General features: G+C 37.3%; 17 protein-coding genes, 1 pseudogene and 1 riboswitch. Of the genes and pseudogenes, 7 read left to right on the top strand and 11 right to left on the bottom strand.

Annotated elements, in window-relative coordinates; translation table 11 throughout:
• Positions 1-10 precede the first annotated feature (10 nt).
• The 3 genes from KD050_RS13800 to KD050_RS13790 all read right to left on the bottom strand — a co-directional run bounded on the left by KD050_RS13800 (position 11) and on the right by KD050_RS13790 (position 4589).
• Complete coding sequence (locus KD050_RS13800) at positions 11-1831, bottom strand: ABC transporter ATP-binding protein (RefSeq protein ID WP_211896309.1); 1821 nt, start codon at positions 1829-1831, stop codon at positions 11-13.
• Positions 1815-3551 (bottom strand): ABC transporter ATP-binding protein, encoded by a 1737-nt coding sequence (locus KD050_RS13795; protein WP_211892914.1) that lies wholly within the window; start codon positions 3549-3551, stop codon positions 1815-1817. Before KD050_RS13795 ends, KD050_RS13800 begins: the two co-directional genes overlap by 17 nt.
• A gap of 108 nt (positions 3552-3659) precedes the next feature.
• Positions 3660-4589, bottom strand: a complete 930-nt coding sequence (locus KD050_RS13790; RefSeq protein ID WP_211892913.1) for a DMT family transporter — start codon at positions 4587-4589, stop codon at positions 3660-3662.
• A 130-nt stretch (positions 4590-4719) separates the two neighbouring features.
• Here KD050_RS13790 and KD050_RS13785 point away from each other — a divergent pair, with 130 nt between their 5' ends.
• Complete coding sequence (locus KD050_RS13785; protein ID WP_211892912.1) at positions 4720-6732, top strand: sensor domain-containing protein; 2013 nt, start codon at positions 4720-4722, stop codon at positions 6730-6732.
• A gap of 523 nt (positions 6733-7255) precedes the next feature.
• On the opposite strand, the gene KD050_RS13780 is transcribed toward KD050_RS13785, so the two are convergent.
• The 6 genes from KD050_RS13780 to KD050_RS13755 all read right to left on the bottom strand — a co-directional run bounded on the left by KD050_RS13780 (position 7256) and on the right by KD050_RS13755 (position 15173).
• On the bottom strand, positions 7256-7705 hold the full coding sequence (locus KD050_RS13780; RefSeq protein ID WP_211892911.1) for a threonine/serine exporter family protein: 450 nt from the start codon (positions 7703-7705) through the stop codon (positions 7256-7258).
• A 12-nt stretch (positions 7706-7717) separates the two neighbouring features.
• Entirely contained in the window at positions 7718-8461 is a 744-nt protein-coding gene (locus tag KD050_RS13775; RefSeq protein ID WP_370627082.1) for a threonine/serine exporter family protein, read from the bottom strand.
• Between the two features lie 332 nt (positions 8462-8793).
• A complete protein-coding gene (locus KD050_RS13770; protein WP_211892909.1) occupies positions 8794-10905 on the bottom strand; it encodes a beta-propeller domain-containing protein in 2112 nt (703 codons plus the stop codon).
• Positions 10906-11325: 420 nt separating this feature from the next.
• Positions 11326-12519 (bottom strand): acyl-CoA dehydrogenase family protein, encoded by a 1194-nt coding sequence (locus KD050_RS13765; RefSeq protein ID WP_211892908.1) that lies wholly within the window; start codon positions 12517-12519, stop codon positions 11326-11328.
• Between the two features lie 2 nt (positions 12520-12521).
• Positions 12522-13679, bottom strand: a complete 1158-nt coding sequence (locus tag KD050_RS13760; protein WP_211892907.1) for a saccharopine dehydrogenase family protein — start codon at positions 13677-13679, stop codon at positions 12522-12524.
• Positions 13680-13694: 15 nt separating this feature from the next.
• On the bottom strand, positions 13695-15173 hold the full coding sequence (locus KD050_RS13755) for an aldehyde dehydrogenase family protein (RefSeq protein WP_211892906.1): 1479 nt from the start codon (positions 15171-15173) through the stop codon (positions 13695-13697).
• 158 nt (positions 15174-15331) lie between these two features.
• Between KD050_RS13755 and KD050_RS13750 the strand changes: the two genes are divergently transcribed.
• The 3 genes and pseudogenes from KD050_RS13750 (at position 15332) to KD050_RS13740 (ending at position 18438) form a co-directional block, all read left to right on the top strand.
• Positions 15332-16138, top strand: a complete 807-nt coding sequence (locus tag KD050_RS13750; RefSeq protein WP_211892905.1) for a TIGR00266 family protein — start codon at positions 15332-15334, stop codon at positions 16136-16138.
• A gap of 290 nt (positions 16139-16428) precedes the next feature.
• On the top strand, positions 16429-16779 hold the full coding sequence (locus tag KD050_RS21290; protein WP_235753816.1) for a TetR/AcrR family transcriptional regulator: 351 nt from the start codon (positions 16429-16431) through the stop codon (positions 16777-16779).
• A gap of 293 nt (positions 16780-17072) precedes the next feature.
• A pseudogene (locus tag KD050_RS13740) lies at positions 17073-18438 on the top strand (DHA2 family efflux MFS transporter permease subunit).
• Positions 18439-18614: 176 nt separating this feature from the next.
• Here the strand turns inward: KD050_RS13740 and KD050_RS13735 are convergent.
• Both KD050_RS13735 and KD050_RS13730 read right to left on the bottom strand, forming a co-directional pair.
• A complete protein-coding gene (locus KD050_RS13735) occupies positions 18615-19142 on the bottom strand; it encodes a DUF2798 domain-containing protein (protein ID WP_211892904.1) in 528 nt (175 codons plus the stop codon).
• Between the two features lie 303 nt (positions 19143-19445).
• Positions 19446-20006 carry a TetR/AcrR family transcriptional regulator gene (locus tag KD050_RS13730; RefSeq protein ID WP_211892903.1) on the bottom strand — a complete coding sequence of 187 codons (561 nt, stop codon included), beginning with the start codon at positions 20004-20006 and terminating at the stop codon, positions 19446-19448.
• 362 nt (positions 20007-20368) lie between these two features.
• On the opposite strand from KD050_RS13730, the gene KD050_RS13725 reads away from it, so the two are divergent.
• From KD050_RS13725 to metC, 3 genes are all read left to right on the top strand, one after another.
• The gene (locus KD050_RS13725; RefSeq protein ID WP_211892902.1) at positions 20369-20566 is read left to right on the top strand and encodes a hypothetical protein; all 198 of its coding nucleotides are present in this window, start codon (positions 20369-20371) and stop codon (positions 20564-20566) included.
• Between the two features lie 86 nt (positions 20567-20652).
• A riboswitch (SAM riboswitch) is annotated at positions 20653-20759 on the top strand.
• Between the two features lie 83 nt (positions 20760-20842).
• Positions 20843-21958, top strand: coding sequence for a methionine biosynthesis PLP-dependent protein (locus KD050_RS13720; protein ID WP_211892901.1), 1116 nt, complete (start codon positions 20843-20845; stop codon positions 21956-21958).
• A 3-nt stretch (positions 21959-21961) separates the two neighbouring features.
• Complete coding sequence (gene metC, locus KD050_RS13715; protein ID WP_211892900.1) at positions 21962-23149, top strand: cystathionine beta-lyase; 1188 nt, start codon at positions 21962-21964, stop codon at positions 23147-23149.

Raw genomic sequence — 23149 nt, 5'->3', positions numbered from 1 at the left:
CTGTTTCTCCTTAAATCTTTGAATTCGTTAACATACTATAATATCTACCTTTTTTTTGCAACAGCACGTCCTGTGGACCTGACTCTATTAGTCTTCCATCTTCCATCACAAATATTATATCTGCCTGGCGAATTGTATTTAATCGATGGGCTATTACGAAGCTGGTTCTTCCTTCCATCAATCGTTCAAGGGCCTCTTGAATTTTCATTTCTGTAACTGTATCTATGCTAGACGTTGCTTCATCTAACAACAGAATTGCTGGATCTGCAACGAGTGCTCGAGCAATGGATAATAATTGTTTTTGACCCTGACTAATTTCCCCACCATCAGCCGATAAAATAGTATCGTACCCATTTGATAATTTCATGATGAAATCATGTGCATTAGCTTCTTTTGCAGCGTGGAGCACCTCTTCATCTGTGGCATTCAATTTGCCATATCGAATATTTTCTCTTACTGTCATTTCGAACAAAAATGGATCCTGTAAAACAAATGCCGTTTGGCTTCGTAGCGTATGTCTAGGCAACTCATCAATAGAAATACCATCTACTAATATACGTCCTCCATTTACTTCATAAAAACGTGCAAGTAGTTGCATAATCGTCGTTTTTCCAGCTCCAGTTGCACCAACTAATGCAGCAGTTTTCCCTGACTCTACATGAAAAGAGACGTCGGAAATCGTCGGAGACTCATCTTCTTTATTGTAATAAAATGTTACATCTTCAAATGTCACATTACCCTTTAGTTTATAATCTGTATTTTCAACCGCAGCATCTTCTTCAACGGGCTCATCCATAATAGCAAAAACGCGTTCTGCCCCTGCAATTGCAGACAGCACTGTATTGAATTGGTTCGCTAGATCATTTAATGGACGAGTAAATTGCCTTGAATACTCCGTGAAAATAACAATTTCTCCTATTGTCACATGTCCATAATATGCTAATAATCCACCTACTGCAGCAACAAGCGTAAAGCTTGTATTATTCAAAAAGTTCATCACTTTTGGAATAAAACCAGAGTAAGTTAACGCCCAGAATCCAGTTAGTTTTAAACGCTCACTCTTAACGGCAAACTCTTCTTGCATCCGCCCTTCCTGTGAGAAGGCTTTTACAATTCGTTGCCCAGAAATCGTTTCTTCAATCATTCCATTCAATTCACCAACTGCTTTTTGCTGTTCCTTAAACAATTTAGATGTACGCTTCGTAATCCACCTCATCGCAAAATACATAAAAGGTACAATAATAAGCGTGACTAATGTCATCAGCGGACTCAGTAATAGCATGACGACTGTTGTCCCAACCAAAGTTAGGATACTTGAAAACACTTGGATAAGAGATGAGTTTAAAGTTTGACTAACGTTTTCAATATCATTTGTCATACGACTCATTAACTCTCCGTGCTGGCGTTTATCAAAAAAGGATACAGGGAGCTTCTGTAAATGCTCAAATAATCCTGTACGAAGTCTATAAATTGTTTGCTGTGAAATACCAATCATCCAATAGCTTTGCAAATAAGTAGCAAGAGAGAAAAACAAGTAAACGATGAGTAATACACCAATTATTTTGGAAAGACCAACAAAAATATTTTGAGAAATATGTTCATCCACAATTACTCCGATTAAATATGGACCAACTAATGCTAAAGCGGAGCTAGCTACTACCATCAAAAGGACGACAATTAATAGAAATCGCTGTTCATCGACCAACTTCCATATTCTTGTTAAGACACCCTTCCAATCGGAAGCTTTATCGATTTTCTTTTTGTGATTTTTCTTTAAATCTTCTTTAGTAATAATAGGCTCATAACCAAAAGGTTTACGAATGAAGTTCATCATGCTCGCCCCCCTCTGCCTGCGATTCAGCAATAGCTTTATAGAGAGAAGAGTCCTTCATGAGCTCATCATGCGTGCCATGTGCAGAAACTTGACCCTCTTCTAATAATAAGATGTGATCCGCACCCTTTGCAGTTCGGATTTTCTGTGTAATAACAAGCATCGTTGCATTTTCTTCCTCTAAAGCTTCCCATAATGCATTTTCAGTCGAGACATCTAATGCGCTTGTACTATCATCTAATAATAATATTTCTGGTTTTCTAACGAGTGCACGTGCAATGGAAAGTCTCTGTTTTTGACCACCAGATAGATTCACTCCTTTTTGCCCAACTCTCGTATTGTATTGGTCTGGGAATTGTTCAATAGAGTCATGGATTTGCGCTTGTTTTGCGGCTTCTCTTAATAACTCTTCCGTGGCAGTGGAATCTCCCCATCCTAGGTTCTCCTCTATACTTCCAGTAAAAAGAATAGATTGCTGAGGAACAAGCCCAATTATCTTTCTTAACTCTTCCAGTGGCCATTCTTTTACATCGATTCCATCTATTAATATTGCTCCTTCTGTCGTGTCAAAAAACCTTGGTATTAAATTGAGTAAAGTCGATTTACCAGAGCCAGTTGCTCCCATAATCGCCAGTTTCGATCCCGGTTTTAACTTAAAGGAAACATCTCTTAATACAGGCATTTCTGTAGTAGGATAATGAAATGACACATGCTGAAACTCAATTTCCCCTATTCTTGGAGTTGTTCCTTCTGAGTCTGCATTAATAATTTCAATCCCTTCCTCAACCAGGAGCACTTCCTCCATACGTTCTGAAGATGCTTTTGCTCTAGAAAAGAAAATAATAATGAAAGCAAACATAGAAAAGGCACCTGTCATACGCATCGCATAGTTAATGATAGCTACTAGTTCTCCTAGTTCCACATTTCCTGTTTGGATTTCTTTTGCACCAAACCACAGAACTGCCAACAAGCTAACATTCATGACAAAGAGTAAAACAGGCAATATTAACTCCATGATTCGGAATGCCTTTACATTATCTATTTTCAAATCAGCAGCAACTGTTGCAAAGCGGCTCGATTCAAAATTTCCACGCAAATAGGCTTTTATTAAACGTACTGCCTGTAAATTTTCTTGTATCTTTCTCGTGACCTGGTCCACCCTTTTTTGAACTTTCCCAAATAGCTTTAAACCATTCCGACTCATAATATAAAGGAATACTACTAAAAAAGGAGCACCGATTACTAGAAACATAGCCAAATATGGGTTCACTATAAAGGACATAATAATACTACCAACAACTAGTAAAGGAGCACGGAGCATAATACGTAATCCCATAAAAATTAGATTTTGTGTAATCGTCACATCAGTAGTTAAACGTGTGATTAAACTGGCTGTTGGAAACTTTAAAAAAGTAGCCATTGTAAAAGCCTGTACCTTTTTAAATAATGCCTGACGTATATCGAACCCATAGCTTTGTACAACATGAGAGGCGATAAATGTATTAATAATTCCTGCTAAGAATGCCAAAAAGGAAATTCCAAGCATAATACTTCCCCAAAGAACAATAGCTTGCTGATCCCCTGCTAGAATCCCATCATCAATAATGACTGCGATTAACAATGGTTGAACGAGCTCTACGGAAAGCTCTACTAACATAAACAATAAAGCGACGATAACCAACATTTTATATGGAGATAAATAAGAAAAAATTGTCTTCAAAATGGAAACACCCCTAGATTCTTCGACACTCGAATTAATTCTTGTAAAATCTATTATGCCATAAACTCTTCTGAAGACATAGAAAAAGATGACTTAATATTTCGAAAGTCATCCTTTTCTTTTACTTATTAATTTAATTTCCCCTGCAACAGAGAGCCATGTGACAAATAGAAGCATAATAATAACACCAATATATTGCCATACTCCAAGTATTTGACTAAACCAAAATACTGAAATAATCATCGCCGTTAATGGTTCAATACTGGACAGTATACTTGTTTCCACTGCCGTTATGTATTTCATACTCGACAAAAACAATATAAATGCAATGGTTCCTATTAATATAATAATTATTACGATAAAGTTTATAGGATATGCTGCAAGATGAATCCATTCATCCGTTTTCCATATTTGGGTAACCGTTGCTAGGACCACCCCACCTATTAGCATTCCCCAACCGACAATAACAAGAACACCCCACTCTTTCATCAGCCGAGCTGGATACACCGTATAAATAGAAAATGCTATTCCTACAGCCAAGCCCCAAAGTAACGCTTCTCTACTTATTAACAATACGCTCACATTTGCATTCGTTAACAATAAAAACAAACCGATTAATGTACCGATAATACCTATGACCTGATATTTAGGGGGAAACATTTTGTTCTTCCAGGATAAAAACAAAATAATATAAACAGGTCCTAAAAATTGAAGTAATGTAGCGATTGATGCATTACTAGCTTCAATTGCTGCAACAAATGTATATTGTACACCCAACATTCCTAGTACGCTGAAAACAACTAATTGTTTAAGCCAACTAATATCTTTCCATATAAGAAAAATTTGCTTACCAGTTATTAATAGAAATGATAATATACATAATCCAGCTGTTAATAAGCGAACTGTTAAGAAAAAAGAAACAGATAAGCTTGTATTATTCAAAACCCATTCCATCATAGGTCCTGTTGCACCCCATAGAATAGATCCCATAACAACTAATAATATACCTTTGGACCTTACAAATTTACTTTTCGGCATTTTCTCCAACCACTTTCTGAAGTACTTTTTACCCACCTATATATATATAAATGAATATATGGTATTATACTAATGACTAATTATTTGAAACTACATATAATAATCATAGACTATTTAAGGGGGCTTGAATATGTTTCTCAAAGAAGAATCTCTAGACTTAAGTAATACTGTTTTTAGCCACTTGCCTACACCTAGTTACATGACAAATAACGAAGGCAAGATTGTCTGGTGGAGCCAAGAGGCGGAAAAACAATTTGGTTACTCTATTAATGATTTACAGGACACGGATGTACCACTTTTTACAGACTATACACAAGGACACTTCACGGCAAATTGGGAAGCTATTTTACATACAGAAGATCCTTTTGAGGTTACTCCCGTAGTCCTTTACTCTAAAGACAAAAAAGCTATAAAAACTTCTATTGTTGCAAAATCCTTTACATGGCAGGATATGCGTTACGTATTATTTCAGATTAAAACAGATACAAATAATTTAATGGAATTATCTTCTTTTCATGAGCTTCAGATCATAAAAAAAGGATTATCAGATTCTTTCATGCTGCTATATATAGATCGTGAAGGGCTAATCATGCATGCAAATGATAAGTTTTTGAAAAAAAGTTCATGGACTCCTAAAAGAGTTATCGGTAAATCATTTTGGCAGTTACTTCCGGATACTCCTGAAAATATAGCAATTGGTAACCAGATTATCACTAGACTTCGAGACGGAAAAGTATTTCAAGCTGCCGTTGAGAAAGTCACAAAAGATGGAACTATTTATTGGGTGAATTTGTTAGGTATCCCAGTTTCCTATACCCCAAATAATACCCCTTACTTTTTATTATTGGAAGAGGAAATTACCGAAAAGAAATTAATGCAAACCAAACTTGAACAGATTGCTTATGTAGACACAGAAACAGGCTTATTAAGCAGACATCGTTTAGAAGAAGTGGTAAATGAATATATTGAAGAAAAAAAATCATTTTCATTTGTTTTCATTAGCATCGATCAATTTTATACATTAAAAGAAATTTTCAATGATCAAACGGAAACAAAAATGTTAAATGAGTTTACTAAGCGACTGAAAATCTATTTTGAGGATTCTATAATTGCAAGATCCGGCAGAGATGATTTTGCTATAGTTACTCCTTTAAGCGATTGGTATATTCAAGGGTTTACCAATTATTTAAAGCAAAATCCTATTTACTTAGATAGCAAAATAATTCCGATTACTGTAAGCGGAGCTATTACTAGATATCCTGAAGATCAGCAATCTTATCTTCATTTATTAAAAGCTACTACAAATACGATCCAAAAGGTTAAACTAGAAGGTGGCAGTATGATTGCTACCCTTTCGAAATCTGATCATTCAAAACTTTCTCGTAAGGTTCAAATTGAAAAACGATTATTAGAAGCATTGAATCATAATGATTTAAAAGTCATGTTCTTGCCTCAAAAAGATGTGAAAACAGGTGCTATAACGTCAGTGGAAGCATTAGTAAGATGGGAAGATAGCGTATTGGGTACTGTATCTCCTGAAGAACTAATTCCAATTGCTGAGGAAACAGGACTGATCAATGGAATTGGTCAATTTATGCTTGAAAAATCTTGCGAACAGGCTGCTATTTGGCAACGAAAAGGAATACCTATCAAAGTGAGCTTCAACTCATCTATTCGCGAGTTTAGAGATAAAAACATGGTGAAGACCATTCGAAAAGTGCTAGAAAAGTACAATTGTTCTCCAGAGCTGATCCAAATAGAGTTCACCGAGAAATTTGCACTCGAAGCTGAGGCAGAAAAAGCAATTGTTCAGCAAATACAAAAGCTACAACAAGATGGCATTGACTTTGTATTAGATGATTTCGGAACAGGCTATGCCTCTTTACGCTATTTGCAAATGCTACCAATAAGTAAATTAAAGATAGATAAATCATTCATAAGTTCTATTATTCAACATGAAAAACTAGAAAAGCTAGTTCAAGGTTTAGTACAATTTGGACAATCATTAGATCTACAAGTAGTTGCTGAAGGTGTAGAAACCGCCGAACAGTTTGAGCTACTTAAACAAGTGGGCTGTGATGCGGTTCAGGGTTATTACGTAAGCCTACCGATTTCCGCTAAAGAAGTAGAAGAAATGTTATAAGCAACTTTTTATGGAGGTTGGCCTTGAAGCTCGTTGAAAAACGACTTTTGAGGTTCGCCTCTTTTATTTGGTTCCTACTATACTGTTGAACTCCGTTTCGGACAGGATGATTTCAAGCTGAGCGGTCTGTGCGCCTTCTGTGGAGTCTCACTTGGTCACGCTTTTCCAGCCACCTTGCACTCCTATCAAATAGATGAGTAGATAGTAACTATGAAATTGAACGAAGTACTTATTACAAAAACGCTCATGCTAAAATTCATATATACGAGATTTAGCGTGCTGCTGTGCACATCTTATAAGAAAGTATCATTAGTTAGAACTTTTACCACTTATCCATCTTGGCAAGTAGTTTACTTGCGCTCACTGGGCCTTTACTTGCTATACTCTATCAGCTACTTACTTTCATAGGTGATTTACTTGCATGAAGGTAATTTTTTTCCATAATTTTCGAAGTGCTCCTACTTAATCACTTTACATGAGATTAAATTAAAAAAAACCATGAACATAGAAAAAATTTCTCTGCTCACGGTTTTGTTTTTAATTTCACAATTGATTTCTTCCAAAGCTGGGTAATAATTTCCGCAAATACTAAGCCCATTGCAATTGAACCCGAAATCAGTAAGGCTAGAGAAGCAAATTCGAGAGCTAATGAATAGTTCTTCTCAACGACACTTCTCATCGCGTTATAGGCAGTGCCTCCTGGAACAAGTGGGATGATTCCTGCAACACTAAATATGATCATCGGCATTTTAAATTTTTTAGACATTATATGTGATACGAATGCAACGGTAAAAGCTCCCGCAAATGAAGCACTCACCTGATCCTGATTTAGTTGGTTCACATACATATAAACAATCCAACCGGTCGTTCCAACTATTCCACAGTAAAACAGTGACTTTTTAGGTGCATTAAATACTACTCCGAATGCAGCAGCAGCGATAAAACTTAAAATACCTTGAGTTACATATATCAATCCTAACCCTCCCTACAGTGATAGCACTAGCGCAACTCCGGCTCCAATTGCAAAAGCAGTAAGAAAAGCTTCTGCTCCCTTTGATAGACCTGACACAAAGCTGCCTGCCATTAAATCCCGAACTGCATTTGTAATTAGTAGACCAGGAACAAGTGGCATAACAGAACCAATAATGATTTTATCTAATTCACTACCTAAACCACTGGCAACAGATATGGTTGCTATGACTGTAACGATAAACGCCGCAAAAAATTCTGCGAAAAATTTAACCCTCGTTCTTAACTCTAGCCGATCAGCTACCGCATAACCTATACCTCCTGCAATTAGGGCAGTTGGCACATCTAGTAGTTTCCCTGAAAATAATAAGAGAAACGCACCTGAAGCAATCGCTGCTGCAACTATTTGAATCCAAAATGGATAGGTTTTATGTTCATCCTCAATCTGTCTGAGCTCACTATATGCCTCTTCAATTGTAATGTCCCCAAAAGCTAATTTTCTAGATATATTATTTACTGAGGCGATCTTCCCTAAATCAGTCGTTCTTGCATTAATTCGTACTAATCTTGTTGGAAGGTTTTTATTTCCACTAAAAATGATACCGGTTGGAGTGACAAAGCTCTGAGATTGCTTAAGTTCCTGCGAAACAGCCATGCGATCCATTGTATCCTCTGCTCGATACGTCTCTGCACCACTTTCCATCATTAAACGCCCCGCAAGTAAACAGCTTTCCACAACCAATTCATAATCTGCAGCCAATGAGGAACACCTTCTTTCTTCCATTTAAGCTAATCTTATAGAACCAACTGCGAAAAAACAAATACTGTTGGCTTGTTGACCCAGTTTAACAGGCTTTAATACCCCGATGTAGAATATAGACAGAAAGCGCCACATCGTGTGGCTTCATCTATGTTACTCACATCCTGTGAGCCTCTGACCAACAGAATGTTGGTCACTCAGGCATTGCCTCACGACGCGGCGTTATTTGCCTGAGTTCAATTTCCCCATCAGTGGGAGATGAAGAAAACCCCTATTGATGGAGGCTTCACTTTATACAAATAAAGAAAGTGACTATAGTAGTCACTTTCAGTCTAAAACTTTACTAATCCAGTTTGTTTATAAGTATTGATATTATAACTTTTAATTTCTTTCATCGCAATTGTATAAATTGTGTCGCCTGCGTAGACAATTCGCTGAATCGAGCTTTCCCATTCTTCATACATTTGGCCAGAAACTTCTGGTCGAAGTAAGTCACCTATTCGCTCAATTCCAATTTCTGGTGTTATTTCGTAGATTAATGCTCCATCCTGTTTGAAATTAGAATATTCCTGCTCCGGCAGTTTCTCGTAAATAGAGATAGGGAATCCATAAAGGTGGTTCTCCTTATGTTCAAACAGTGCATGATGATCATATTGTATTGGCGAATATGTGCCTTGATCACCTATCACTTCTGTATCTTTTTCTTTCGGATTTGCTAAGTCACTTATATCAAACAAGGAAATTTTCATCCCTTCCGTCATGATCAATGGCTCTTTTCCACCACTTTGTGTATCAATTCTCGTTTCATAGCCAAATCCAATGAGATGATTTTCATCTAATGGATGTAGATAGTTACTAAAACCTGGAATCTTTAATTCGCCTAATACTTTCGGTGAAGTAGGAGTAGCGACATCTATCACGAATAATGGATCTGTTTCTTTGAAAGTCACCATATAAGCTTTATCACCCATGAATCTTGCCGAATAAATTCTTTCGTCCTTTGCAAGACCAGTTAGAGAGCCTACCAATTTCATTCCTTCATCTAATATAAATAAGTTATTTTCTGATACTTCATTTTCATCCCAACTATTCCCTTTCGTTGTCACTGCCCGGAAATACCCATCGTGTTCATCCATGGAAAATTGATTTAAAATATGACCCTTTAACCGATTAGAGGCTACAAATTGGATTGCTGTTTTATCTAGCGCAAATTTGAACACTTCCGTATCCATAGAGCCTGGATTCCAAAGCATTTTATTGGTAGAAGTACCCTCCTCATAAATACTAGACGTTAAATATAAATTATCCTTCGACATATACAATTGCTCACTTCCACCGAGATAACCTTTTGTTATTACTTCATTTTTCTCGGGATTAGAAACGTCCAAAGCTGTGATAATGCTGTAAGTCGCTTCCTTGGAATTTGGTAGAATGGAGAGATCCTCGTACGGTATAGGATTCACTGCATCCCCTTTTTCAGAGTCATAGGTGTACGGACGCAACTCTATATCTTCCTGTTCTTCCATTATCCAAAAATTCGGATAGACATTTGTTACATAATAGAGTGTACCAGCCGTTAGCCTAGCTCCAGACATATGCCCTTCCGTCCCGACCTCTCTTTGTAATTTCGGGGCAGATGGATTGGAAATATCATAGAACAACACTGTCGTCATAGAATCCATTGGCATAGACATACGTGCTATATCATTGCTACTTTGTTCATATGGTAATGCCTGAAAGGAATTCTTTTGTGCCAAAACAATTAGCGTTTTATCGGTTAGGAATAGCTGCATCGGATAATAATCACTTCCCAAACGAATTTTTGTTTCCTCTGACATTTTCGTTGGGTCTTCTATATTGACGATTGAGATGTTGTTTTCTGTTATTGAGTATATATGGGTTCCATTTGTTTTTACTATATCTGCCTCGTCTACCCCCTCAACCTGATTGTTTGTTGTAGAATAATCACCGCCACTCTTGGCACTTGAAGATTCCTCCATGGCCGAATCCTCCATTACCGCAATCCCTTCGTGTGGAATATTTTGTAATTTCTTTGCCATTTCAAAATGAGCTTTTAGCTCCGCTTGTGAACGGACAGTAGGTAGCTCTTTATAAACGCGAAAAGGAAAATTAGTTTTTGTAATTCCAAGTTTGTCTTTTACACGTAAAGTATATGAGCCCTCATTCAAGCCCTCAATTTCTATGGATTTACCGTTTGAAGTGAGCGAATAATTTGCATCCACCTTCCTACCTTGTTGATCCTCCACATACACTTCTTCATTTTCTAATGCTTCCTTTCCAATAGCTGAAGAAAAAGATGCTTGAAAAACTTGACCAGATAGCACAACTGACTGAGCTGTCACAGATAATTTGGTGAAATAGAATAAACTAGCTATACATACAACCAACCCTAAAGCGACTATTGAAATAATCCTTCGTTTCAATTTGTATCACCCTTCCTTTTTTCTTTGTTAACCCATTAGACTTTCTAAAAAGAAATTAGTTACACCTATAGGGAGAAAATTCAGAAATTTTTAAGTAACTAAAAGGATTATCATCTTAATAACAGTCAAAATATACCTCTCTATGGATAGATATTTCGTCTTGAAAATCCTTTACTTTCGATGATTAGTAATTTACTTGCTTTCCTCTATCAGTTACTTGCGTTCACCGGATATTAACTTGATAACAGGAATATTTATCCATTGGCAAGGCTGATGAAGGAGTTGTATGTCCCAGAATACAAAAATTTGTTTGCCCTATTAAACTATAACGATATAATTTGATTTGATTGTAACGCAAAACGCAAGAATGTTATTCACGGTGGTGAACAACATTCTTGCGTTTTCAATTGGAGTTCTTTTTTATTCGTCAAATGGCCACTTCGGCAGCATATTGCTTAATGTTTTGTCTTCACGGTAGCCGAGGACATATTCCGCTTGCATGATCGTATGAATCTCTCGTGTTCCTTCATAAATAACAGGAGCTTTTGAGTTTCTCAAATATCGCGCTACTGGGTATTCATCTGAATATCCATATGCACCATACACTTGCACCGCATCATCCGCAGCTTTATTGGCAAAATCACATGCCTGCCATTTAGCTAGAGATGTCTCTCTTGTATTGCGCACACCTTTGTTTTTTAGTTCACCTACACGGTATACGAGGAGACGGCTCATCTGGAGACCAGCTTCCATTTTGGCAATCATTTGTTGAACAAGCTGATGCCTGCCAATCTCTTGCCCAAATGTTTCACGCTCCTTGCTGTATTTCACGCTTGCTTCTAAACACGCAAGAGATAGCCCGGCTGCTCCTGCAGCTACTGTAAATCGCCCATTATCCAAGGCCGACATGGCAATTTTAAACCCTTCACCTTCTTTTCCTAGAAGATTTCCCTTTGGCACGCGCATATTATCAAAAAACAGTTCTCCTGTATTTCCTGACTTAATGCCATATTTACCTTTAATGGCTTTAGATAAGAAGCCATCTAACGTACGCTCAACGATAAACGCACTAATGCCATGATGCTTTTTAGATTTATCCGTGTATGCAAAAACGATGAAATGATCCGCCACATCGCAAAGGGATATCCATGTCTTCTGTCCATTCAGGACATAGTGATCTCCATCTAGCACCGCTACTGTAGACATCGAAGCTACATCTGACCCGGCGCCTGGTTCCGTTAAACCAAATGCTCCAATTTTTTCACCAGTAGCCTGGGGAACTAAATATTTTTGCTTCTGTTCTTCTGATCCCCACTGCATTAAAGTCATGGAGTTTAAACCAGTATGAACTGAAACTGCCGTCCGAAAAGCCGTATCGCCGCGCTCCAGTTCCTCACATACAATTGCAAGTGAATTATAATCCATTCCACTTCCGCCATACTTTTCAGGGACACATACACCCATCAAACCTAATTCCGCAAGTCTTTTCCAAATGGCAGGATCAAATGCACCGTCTGATTCCCATTTTGCAATATGTGGAATTATTTCATTATCTACAAACTGACGAACTGTTTTACGCAATAGCACTTGTTCTTCTGAGAAGTCAAAGTTCATCTTTACTCACCTCTAGTTATGGATTCTCTTATTTCTACACCTCTTGCTGCCATTTCTCGGATATATAATTCACCAGGAACAATTAGCTCGGGAGGATATACCCCACGATTTTTAATGACGCCGTTTCCAATCATTTGTGCAACAACGGAAATAGTATTTGCTGTTGCTCGAGCCATTGCGGTTTCACCTGAAAGGGAGTCTTTTTTGGTAGCCATTTCATACGTGAAATTACTAGGAGCTCCGTCTTTTGAACCTTCTACAATAACTCGTAGCAATACTGCATCCTCTTTATCTCCAAGTAATAACTGTGGAGTTAGCACTTCTTTCAATACATCTCGTACCTTTACCATATTGCCATTTACATTAACAACTGTTTTTTTGTTTGTTAACCCTAAGTCTACGAGTAGTTTAAATTTATCTGCATGCCCTTTATATCGAATTGTTTTATATTCAAGCGTATCTACATTCGGAAAAGATTTTGGTAGAGTTGAAGTACCGCCAGCTGTATGGAATGCCTCTAGTTCACCATACTCTTCAAAGGTAATCGATTCTACTTCTGAAAGAGAAGGTACTTCTAGAAGCTTCCCTTCTCTTCTAACGTATGAAGCATCTGTATAATGATCGAACACCCCTTCTAGTGAAAAGACGATATTGTAACCAAAAATCCCCTCGGGCTCTACTGGTATTCCTCCAACATACAATCGAATAGCATTCACTTCATCAAGTTTAGAAGCACCATATCCAGCTAATATATTGATCATTCCTGGTGCAACACCTAAATCAGGTATTAGAGTAATCCCTTTGGCTTTAGCCTTCTCATGAAGTATCAATACATTATCTGTCGCCCCTCCAATATGCCCTCCTAAATCAATAGAATGTACTCCTACTTCTACAGCGAGCCTAGCTATTTTTTCGTTGAACGTATAAAATAATGCATTTATCACTACATCTGCTTCCCTCATTATTTTGCGTATGCTATCGTCTTCGTTTGCATCAAGTCTCAATACTTCAATTTTGGAGTTCTGCAATCTTTCCTTAAACATTTTCGCCTGTCCCACATCTAAATCACATAATAAAACCTTTTCAACATTTGGGCTTAACACTAAATCACGAGCAGCTTCTTTCCCCATTAACCCTGCACCTAATACAGCAATTATCATGTAATCATCTCCCTATTATTCTGTGTCTATTTGTGCACGCTGTAATTTCCCACTGTAATCTATATAAATGCTCTTCCATTCTGTATACACATCTAATGCTGCCACTCCTGAATCACGATGACCATTTCCAGTTCCTTTTGTCCCTCCAAATGGCAGGTGAATTTCTGCACCTGTTGTTCCTGCATTAACGTATACTATCCCAGTATCTAAATCACGCTGCGCACGGAATATTTTGTTGACATCTCTTGAAAAGATGGAGCTAGAGAGTCCAAACTTCACTCCATTATTTACTTCAATCGCTTCCTCTAGTGAGTTCACTTCTATTAAGGAAACAACAGGACCAAAGATTTCTTCCTGCGCTATTCGCATATTCGGTGTCACGTCTGTAAATAGAGTAGGAGCATAATAATTCCCTTGCGCGAGCTCTGCCTCGTTTAAAATTGTCCCTCCTGTTAGAAGAGTAGCCCCTTCATCTTGTCCAATTTTTACATAGGAATGGATTTTCTCCAGAGCTTTTTTATTAATAACTGGACCGATTTTGACCGATTCATCTAAGCCATCACCAATCGTTAGTTTTTCCATTTGTTCTAGGAGCATTTTTTCTAAATCTTCTCTTACATCTTTATGCACAATAACCCTGCTACATGCCGTGCACCTTTGTCCTGCAGTTCCAAAGGCACTCCATAAAATACCCTCCACTGCTAATGAAAGATCAGCATCTTCCATTACAATTACTGCATTTTTGCCACCCATTTCGAGAGAAACTTTCTTTAAGTGACGACCACCAAGCTCCGCGACTTTACTCCCTGTATCTGTAGAACCAGTAAACGAAATAACCTTTACTTCTGGATGCTCAATCATAGCTGTACCAACTTGGGAACCTGATCCAAATACGACATTAGCAACTCCAGGTGGCAATCCAGCTGCATCAAATATCTTAGCCATTTCATATGCCATCATGGGAGTTTCCGTTGCAGGTTTCCAAATGAATGCATTTCCTGCAACGATAGCTGGGAATGATTTCCACGTAGCGATTGCAACCGGAAAATTCCAAGGGGTTATGAGCCCCACTACCCCAATAGGTGCTCGGACACTCATCGCAAACTTGTCTGCCAATTCAGAAGGAGTTGTCTCACCGAACAAACGACGACCTTCACCAGCCATATAAAATGCCATATCAATGCCTTCTTGTACTTCCCCGCGTCCCTCTTCAATAACTTTTCCCATTTCTTTAGTTAACACTTGAGCTAGATGCTCTTTCTTTTCTTTCATTATTCTTCCAATCTCATATAAATAATCCGCACGTTTCGGTGCAGGAACGAGTGCCCATTTCTTTTGAGCTTTCACCGCCGCTTTAACTGCAAGATTTACATCTTCTATTGTAGATAGCTTAACCTCTGCCAGCTGTTCCCCATTTGCAGGATTTAACACTGGTGTATAATCAGCACTCCCAACATCCTGCCATTTCCCATCAATAAAATTTGTTAATATCATTCTATTCCCTCTTTTCACTTTAAAATGTAAACGCTTCCATCACTAATACATTCGATAATTGTTTAAAAATACCTTTAAAATTTTAGAATTTTTAGAATGAAACCTTTTAACTTTCATATCGTATAATTGGTTAATAACAATTTAGGAGGAGCGAAATTATGAATAATCATGAAATAGACTACAAATTATATGGAGACGATATGCAATTTGTAGAAATTGAATTGGATCCAAAAGAAACAGTTGTTGCAGAAGCAGGTAGCTTAATGATGATGGAAGATGGCATTTCAATGGAAACTATTTTCGGCGATGGCTCCTCAGGTTCTGGTGGTAGTGGCGGCGGTCTTATGGGTAAATTAATGGGTGCAGGTAAACGTATGCTTACAGGAGAGAGTTTATTCATGACAACGTTTACTAATACCGGAAGTGGAAAAAGACATGTCTATTTCGCATCTCCTTATCCCGGCAAAATTATTCCGATGGACTTAAGTCAATACCGTGGCAAAATTATTTGTCAAAAGGATGCATTTCTAGCTGCAGCTAAAGGGGTTACAATTGGCATTGAATTTCAACGTAAGCTAGGAGCAGGTTTCTTTGGTGGTGAAGGTTTCATTATGCAAAAACTTGAGGGTGATGGCCTCGCTTTCGTGCATGCAGGTGGAACTATTCATAGAAAATCACTACAGCAAGGTGAGGTTTTACGAGTAGATACTGGATGTCTGGTAGCAATGACTGCGGATGTAGATTACAATATCGAAATGGTCAAGGGAGTTAAAACAGCCTTATTTGGTGGAGAAGGATTATTCTTCGCTACCCTTCGTGGTCCTGGTACCGTTTGGATTCAATCACTTCCATTTAGCAGATTAGCTAGTAAAGTATTTGCTGCTGCCCCACAAACACCAGGTGGCGGTTCACGTGATGAAGGAAGTATCGCAGGTGGATTGTTTAATTTACTTGGTGGAAAATAAATATTGATCTTAGAGAATGACTTGCTGTTTAAGTCATTCTTTTTTTGTTGTTTTTGAATTAAAATTTGTTGTTGCAGATATGGGGGTAGATATTGCGGATTTCTGTCTAAAAGTTGCGCATAAACACTACTATGTTGCCTATGATCAAATGAAAGTTGCGCATACCCAGTCCTATATTGCATGTAATAAACTGATGGTTCACGAGTAAATAAACCAACGAAATTACGTCTAAAATGTGAACGCGAGTGCTACTACACAGTTCGAAAAGACTTGAATTATAGAGATTTTTATTGTTATACTTTAAAACAGACCAGTTGGTATGTATCTGGTATATGGACACAAAATCGCTGATAATCGACATTGCGACAACGCTTTTCCAACAAAAAGGCTATATAGGCGTAGGATTAAACGAAATTTTGAAAGGGTGTGGAATTTCAAAGGGTTCGCTTTATCATCATTTTCCTAATGGAAAAGAAGAACTTCTTATTACTTGCCTTAAATCTTTGCATGAAGCTATTACGAAGGAGATCAGAGAAATTTTTGAAGGCTATTCAACTACAAATGAAGCAACATCTTCAATGATAGGAAAGCTAGTTGCCAATTTTGAAGCTGAAGGAAGACTTACAGGATTATACCTTTAGCAGTATTGTTAGCGAAATGGATTCATTAAGTGATTCAGTTAGAAATGCATGTGCTAAATTATATTCAGAAATTCAGACTATTTATTTTCATAAATTAGTAGCAGATGGATTTTCTAAGGATGAAGCCTCTTTGAATTTTTAAATGATGACGGCTTCTATTGAAGGTGGAATGCTACTTTTCTTAGCGTAAAAAGGAACGAAGCCACTCCAAGTTATTTCCCAAGTACTACCCCAAATTTTAAAAATAAGGAGATTTAAAAAAAGTGAATAAAACTTATAAGACAGGACCTATAATGACGGCTCTATTAGTAGCTGGCTTTGTAGGACTTTTTAGTGAAACGGCATTAAATATTGCCTTAGGAGATTTAAGTAAAATTTTCGAAGCAGATCCCACAACAATTCAATGGTTAGCAACAGGTTATTTCTTAACCCTAGGTATTTTAATACCAGTAACAGGTATTCTAATGCAAAAATTTTCAACAAGACAAATGTTCTTAACTTCTATCACCCTAACCCTTATCGGCACGATTTTAGCAGCATTATCACCTTCATTTGGGTTTTTATTGGCAGGACGTATTATTCAAGCGGCAGGGTTAGCTATTAACTTACCTTTAACGCAAAATGTTATTTTTACCATCTTCCCTCCAAACAAACGTGGAGCTGCAATGGGGATTATGGGATTAGTAATGTTAGCCGGTCCAGCTTTAGGTCCGACAATAGCAGGACTAATTTTAGATACATTATCATGGGATTGGATCTTCTGGGCACAAGTACCATTCCTATTATTATCACTTATTATCGGAATCTTTTATGTACCAAATGTTAATGAAGTACGGAAAATTTCACTTGATATATTGTCAGTTATTCTTTCTACAATTGGATTCGGTGGGATCGTTTACGGATTCAGTGTATCTGGTGACAATGGATGGACTAGTCCGATAGTTATTGGATCTATCATTTTTGGGTTAGTAGGAGTAGTTCTATTCTCAATGCGTCAAATGAAAATGGAGCAGCCGATGATGAATTTAAGAGCATTTAAGTATCCTCTTTTCATACTTGGTGTATTTATGAGTTTCATTACATTCTTCAATATGCTATCAATGCTTGTAATTTTACCTATGTATATGCAAATGGCATTACTAATCGCTGCATTTACAACAGGTTTAATACTATTACCTGGAAGCTTACTAACTGCATTTTAGCGCCAATAATTGGTGGACTATTTGACAAATATGGTCCTAGAGCGATTATAACTCCTGGTACTCTTCTAGTAGTTATCGCGTATGCACTTTATGCACAATTAGGAACAGATGCGGCTCTATGGGTCGTTGTAGTAATCCATATTATTATGATGTTAGGTATCGGTGCAGTCCTTGCATCTACACAAACAAACACATTAAACTCTCTACCAAAAGAATACTATCCAGATGGTATTGCTATTACCCAAACAATCAACAAGTAGCAGGTGCAGTTGGTATTGCGGTTATGGTTTCTCTATTATCAGCTAAACAAAATAGTTACCTAACAACAGTTAGCGACAATTTACCAGAGGCAGCAGCATCAGGTTCATCATTTGTATTTACAATAGGTTTAGTATTCGCAGCTATTAACTTTGTACTGTCATTCTTCATGAAAAAGCCAGTGGATGTAAAGTTATAATAAAAAACTGATTTTCATCATATTTAACTTCATTCAGCAAATGTTTTTTGCGACGAGCTGTGCGCTGGAGTCTGGATGGAGAATCACTTGTAGAAATTATCCACATGCCATAGATTTTATTATTTTCTAATGAATAGAAAAAACGCTTAGACAAAAAATATTGTCTGAGCGTTTTTTTAGTTATTTTGTACTTGTGGCACAACATCGTCTGCTGCTTGAGCCTTACCGTCTTGAGACTCATGTAATTTTACCATCGCAAAACGTGCAATTGGTTGAATTACTAAGCTTTCTGCAATAAGCACAACTACGAAGTTACGTGGCCAATTTTGTAACCAATTGCTGAAAATTTCAGGAGTAAAGCCGTTTCCTACAATATCACCAACAAACGTCATAGCGATTGACATTCCTAGTACAGTGAAAAGAATACGGAATAAAATTTTGGAATTGAAGCTGTCTGTTGGACTAGTAAATTTTGCCACCAAAGCTTCCGCAATACTCCCGAAGATAGTTGGTTCAATGATCATAACAATAATCCAAATAATCGGTAAAGCCTTCAGTATGATTAAAAATACTTCTACGTTAAATTCTCCAGCACCAAGAATGACATTAAATGATGTCATAAAAATAACTGTCAATGTAGAAATAATTGTGCCATACAAAAGACCCTCTTTTCCGTTTCTTGGTAATCTTTTTTCTAAATGCATACTTTAATTTTCTTCCTTTCAAAAAGCTTATTTTAGACCTTGGTAATATGCTAATTGTATGAGGAAATACAGTAACGGTTGTGCAATAGTGGATAACGTTAAGGAGGGAATAAACGTCTGGAGTGTCATCAATTTCTATATTTAATATCCTGTTTTAAACCAAAAGATTGTGATTTCATTCGGACTAAAGATAGTACTCAGTTTCCTAAGTGAAATATTAAAGGCTGTTTTCATAAACAGCCGACAATTCCTACTATTAACAGAGACTTCATAAACTACTCTGTATTAAATTCTGTTTTCTTATTAAAACCTCTCCAATAAATTCGGTAATAGGTTAGCAATTGTTTTTAAAGGATCAGTCGATTGTTGTGTTAAACAAAGCATCATTGCCCCTTCAATCGAAGCAGTCAATAATAATGAAATAGCAGCAGCAGTTTCAGCAGAAAAACCATCCGCTAATAGTTTCGTGCAGTAAATATGTTCAATATTTTCATATAACTCACTGCAAGCTTTGCGAACAGGCTCACTCATTGTAGACATTTCACTAACAATGCTGCTAAATGTATAGCCAGTAATAGTACCGTCCTTTTCAAAGCTACTTATTAATGTATCGATCATTGATATTATGGCATCCTTAGTTGATAAATGCTTACTGAAAATAGCTTCTATATCTGTCGTAATTTCTTCTTTTAAAGCGTGTAAGCAAGTAATCAAGAGTTCATCTTTGCCATTTGGAAAGTGATGGTAGAGAGCTCCTTTTGTAACCTTACAGGCTTTTAATATTTCATTGAGTCCTACTGTTTTGTAGCCTTTTTGTTGAAAAAGGATTGTAGCAGTTTCAATCAAGAGTGATTTAGTATCCATAATGGTTTCTCCTCCTAACATACCAACGGGTCTGTTTGTAAGTATAACAAATTTTAAACAACATTCTAGTATTTTGTTTATTGCAATAAAGGATATTCTGAATAAGAAAAGCGCACGCACCCTTCAAGGTCAGAACCTGTTTCTACTGTTTTCGGGTGCTTTCAGACAGACTTTTGCTAAATTATTACCGACTGGCTGGCCATGTTGGAATTCCGAAAAAGTGCTAAATATTTTCGGTGAAACCTCTTTACTCTGCAATGATTCAGCAGATTGTTTATACCCCTTCCCTATTCCCTTCATATAATATGTGGAGGGACGCTATACCTTGGGGTTCCTACATTATAGGATGGGAGGTGTGGATAATGAATTCTTCTACAGGTTTATGGGTCGGTTTATTAGGCATAGTCTTAGGGGTATTAGGTTTCTTTTATGCTCCGCTTTGGTTAGGTGCTGGAGCAGTTCTTTTAGGGCTAGCAGCTTTAGCTTACTCTCACAAGTTAATAGTAGGTTGGATATCTTTAATACTCGGTGTAATTGTTTTAATATTTACACTTTTGTAATAATATTAAATAAAAAGCGTATTGTATTAATATCCACAACGTGTTAAGCTTATTTAAATTTAAAATTTTGATAATTTCATATATTTTTCTTATCCAGAGAGACGGAGGGATTGGCCCGAAGATGTCTCAGCAACCAGCCAAGTCGAGGTATGGTGCTAATTCCAGTAGACGTAAAACGTCTTGCAGATAAGAAGACAAACTTCGATATTTACCTGAGGGTTCTCTTCTTATTAGAGAATCCTCTTTTTTTATTTTAATTGTAAAGGATGAATATTTATGTCAAAGAACAGTATTGATACACAGTTGGTGCAATTAGGAAATCATAGTGATGAGAAAACCGGTGCTATAAATCCACCTATTTATTTATCCACAGCATACAAACATAATGGAATCGGTCAATCTACGGGATACGACTACACGCGAACTAAGAACCCGACACGCGCTATCTTAGAGGAAGGAATTGCTAAGTTAGAGGGTGGAGACGCTGGCTTTGCCTGTAGTTCTGGTATGGCTGCAATACAATTGATTTTATCCCTTTTTCGTTCGGGTGATGAGATTATTGCTCCTGAAGATTTGTATGGCGGGACGTATCGATTATTTAACCAGTACGCAGATTCCTACAATATTCGTACTACATACGCAAAGTTTGAATCAGCTGAAGAAGTAAATGCTTTGATTACAGAAAATACAAAAGCTTTATTTATCGAAACTCCAACTAACCCTTTGATGCAAGAAATCGATATACAACTATTTGCGGATGTAGCAAAAAAGCATAATTTATTGTTGATCGTAGACAATACATTCTTAACTCCTTATTTACAACGACCTATTGAATTGGGTGCCCATATTGTAATCCATAGTGGCACCAAATATATCGGTGGCCATAACGATGTACTTGCAGGACTTGTTGTTACAAAAGGTACTAAACTAAGTGAACAATTGCAAACCAACCACAATGCTGCTGGTGCTGTCCTCTCTCCTTTCGATTCTTGGTTATTAATAAGAGGATTAAAAACACTTCATCTACGTATGAAGCAGCATGATACAAATGCAAAAAAGATTGCAACTTTTTTGCAGAATGAGCCCTCAGTTAAGGATGTTCTGTATCCTGGTATTGGCGGTATGCTTTCCTTCCGTTTGCAAAAAAGTGAATGGGTTGCTCCTTTCTTAGAGAGTCTGAAACTAATTGTATTTGCTGAAAGCCTTGGAGGTGTGGAAAGCTTTATCACATATCCTACTACTCAAACTCATGCGGATATCCCAGAGGAAGAACGCAATGCACGTGGTGTTGACAGTAGCCTGCTCCGTTTCTCAGTAGGAATCGAAGAAGCAGAAGATTTAATCGCAGATTTGAAACAGGTATTTAATACTTTAACAAGTGAGGGGGGCTAACTATTGAGTAACTATAAAGAATCGCTAGAGACTACCCTAATCGTGGCATCTACTCGGGGAGACTCAGAAATAAAAACTGGAGCTGTCAATGTTCCTATCTATTTATCCTCCACTTTCCATCAAGAAGGCTTTGACGATTTTGGACCTTATGACTATAGTCGATCGGGAAATCCTACGAGAGATGCACTGGAAAAAACGATTGCAGAATTAGAGGGGGGCACTAGAGGTCTGGCATTTGCTTCAGGTATCGCGGCTATTTCTTCTGCTTTTATGCTTTTGTCATCAGGAGATCATATCGTGATTACCGAAGATGTATACGGTGGTACCTTTCGTTTTGTTACAGAAGTCTTGCCTCGTTTTGGTATTGAGCATACTTTTGCAGATTTCACTAATATAGTAGCAATTTCAAATGCCATTCAGCCAAATACAAAATTAATTTACATCGAGACTCCTTCGAATCCATGCTTAGGTATTACTGATATTGCTGCTGTAGTAGAGCTTGCGAAATCCAATGATTGTTTAACCTTTTTAGACAATACATTTATGACACCAATGTATCAGCGTCCGTTGGATTTTGGCGTAGATGTCGTCTTACATAGTGCAACAAAATTCCTATCTGGACATAGTGATATTATTGCAGGGCTTGCCATAACACGTGATGAAGAATTAGGTAAGCGTTTGGCGTTTATCCAAAACTCATTTGGTGCTATTTTAGGAGCACAGGATTCGTTTTCTTTAATACAAGGTATCAAAACATTGAATGTGCGTTTTGAAAAATCTGCGCAATCTGCACGAAAAATTGCAAACTATCTAAATGGACATGATTTAGTGGAGAAGGTATTTTTCCCTGGTCTTTCCACTCATCCAGGATATGAAACGCATAACAAGCAATCGAGCAGTGCTGGGGCAGTCCTTTCCTTCCGTTTACCGAATAGAATCATTGCAAAGTCATTTATAGAAAAAGTCAAAATCCCAGTATTTGCGGTAAGTCTTGGCGGAGTAGAATCAATTCTCTCACATCCAGCTCAGATGTCTCACGCTGCAATGCCTAAAGCCGAACGAGAAAAACGCGGTATAACAGATGGTTTACTACGTTTTTCGGTTGGATTAGAGAATGTAGATGATTTAATAGCAGACTTTGAGCAAGCATTAGCAATTGCATCAATACAAATTGAGAAAGTAGGAATTTAA

It is taken from the genome of Psychrobacillus sp. INOP01 (assembly GCF_018140925.1).
Lineage (GTDB): Bacteria > Bacillota > Bacilli > Bacillales_A > Planococcaceae > Psychrobacillus.
Note: the sequence above shows the minus strand (reverse complement) of the source record. Positions and strands in the feature narration are given on the sequence as shown.

What these genes read in the sequence shown, in the direction of transcription:
- KD050_RS13755 (WP_211892906.1), bottom strand. Translation starts at nt 15,173, where the DNA reads ATGATATTAACAAATTTTATTGATGGGAAATGGCAGGATGTTGGGAGT.
- KD050_RS13725 (WP_211892902.1), top strand. Translation starts at nt 20,369, where the DNA reads ATGAATTCTTCTACAGGTTTATGGGTCGGTTTATTAGGCATAGTCTTA.
- KD050_RS13765 (WP_211892908.1), bottom strand. Translation starts at nt 12,519, where the DNA reads ATGAACTTTGACTTCTCAGAAGAACAAGTGCTATTGCGTAAAACAGTT.
- KD050_RS13800 (WP_211896309.1), bottom strand. Translation starts at nt 1,831, where the DNA reads ATGAACTTCATTCGTAAACCTTTTGGTTATGAGCCTATTATTACTAAA.
- KD050_RS13735 (WP_211892904.1), bottom strand. Translation starts at nt 19,142, where the DNA reads ATGCATTTAGAAAAAAGATTACCAAGAAACGGAAAAGAGGGTCTTTTG.
- KD050_RS13790 (WP_211892913.1), bottom strand. Translation starts at nt 4,589, where the DNA reads ATGCCGAAAAGTAAATTTGTAAGGTCCAAAGGTATATTATTAGTTGTT.
- KD050_RS13730 (WP_211892903.1), bottom strand. Translation starts at nt 20,006, where the DNA reads ATGGATACTAAATCACTCTTGATTGAAACTGCTACAATCCTTTTTCAA.
- KD050_RS13750 (WP_211892905.1), top strand. Translation starts at nt 15,332, where the DNA reads ATGAATAATCATGAAATAGACTACAAATTATATGGAGACGATATGCAA.
- KD050_RS13720 (WP_211892901.1), top strand. Translation starts at nt 20,843, where the DNA reads ATGTCAAAGAACAGTATTGATACACAGTTGGTGCAATTAGGAAATCAT.
- KD050_RS13760 (WP_211892907.1), bottom strand. Translation starts at nt 13,679, where the DNA reads ATGATAATTGCTGTATTAGGTGCAGGGTTAATGGGGAAAGAAGCTGCT.
- KD050_RS13785 (WP_211892912.1), top strand. Translation starts at nt 4,720, where the DNA reads ATGTTTCTCAAAGAAGAATCTCTAGACTTAAGTAATACTGTTTTTAGC.